The organism is Candidatus Darwinibacter acetoxidans (assembly GCF_041936445.1).
In the GTDB taxonomy this organism is placed as follows: Bacteria; Bacillota; Limnochordia; order Darwinibacteriales; family Darwinibacteriaceae; genus DTU010.
This window is the reverse complement of sequence record NZ_JBHGXH010000078.1, coordinates 1-1,021: the sequence shown is the minus strand read 5'-3', so window position 1 is coordinate 1,021 and position 1,021 is coordinate 1. Positions and strand designations below refer to the sequence as shown.

Annotated in this window: 1 protein-coding gene; it reads right to left on the bottom strand. The window is 61.8% G+C overall.

Annotated elements, in window-relative coordinates; genetic code table 11:
* The coding region (locus tag ACE4YL_RS02695; RefSeq protein WP_461369154.1) for a Wadjet anti-phage system protein JetD domain-containing protein at nucleotides 1-1,021 on the bottom strand (1,021 nt) is incomplete at both ends.

The following is a 1,021-nucleotide window of genomic DNA, read 5'->3' as shown; positions in this document are numbered from 1 at the left end:
TTTCTCGAGCATAAGGCGGATGAGAGGGTGGAATATCTCGTAAGCGGGGTCGTCCAGCAGTGCAGCCAGCTTTGCAAGGTAGGCTTTGCCGAGAGGCCGGCCGAGATGGCAGCAGCGCAGGTATGTCTGAACATCCATTAGAAAGGGCTCGAAGGGGATCCCCGTTTTTGTTTTCAAGTGGCGCCAGATCTGGAAGCCGCCCAGGTCCATGTCGCCCCAGTGATAAAATGGAACCGCCCGGCCTTCTTTTCGATAATAGGCGGCGAGCTTCTCCAGGAGCAAGCGGCGCCCGCGATTGTGATAGCCGCCCAGGTAGATCACCAGGCGCCCCGGCGGCCCTTCGCGCAGGTACTGGTAGAAGGAGGTCTTGTTTTCGATAGTAATTACTTCTGGGGCTTTGCTCTCCACAATCTCGAGATCGCGGACCATCTCTACAGGCAGCCCCAGGTCGGGATAGAAGGCGGAGAGGTCGATCTCTCCCCGCGGAGTGGCAAACACCAGGGGGCCGGCCAGGTGAATATGGCTGGGGTGATCGATGATGCCGCGCTCGGCCAGCAGGGCGGCGTCGTCGAGCGCAGCCTCCTCCGGAGAGAGGCAGAAATTGCGGGCCAACTGGAGGATGCCCCTCTCCAGCTGTTCCCACCGCTTGGAATCGCCATAGATGCGCACGCTTAATACCCGCCTGGCAATATCGTCCTCCCGGACAGTAAAGAGAGCCTGCAGCCCGTGCAGCAGTTCTCGCATATGCCGCGGCTGCTCCGCCTTTAGCGGCGGCGGCAGCGGCTGCAGCGCGGCCAGCCTCTCAGTGATTTCCCGGCAAAGGGGGCGCAGCTCTTCCGAAACCTCTTTTTCATATTCAGCCATGAAGGCGGCCGCTTCCTGGTAAAGGTGCTCCCGCGGCACCCGCTCCAGGACCCGGTAGATTTCGGGCAGGGCTTCCTCCGCTAACGCGATCCGCTGCAGGGTATGGCCGCGGTCAAAGCGGACCCAGTCGAGCTCCACCCAGCCGCGCCGCTCCAGC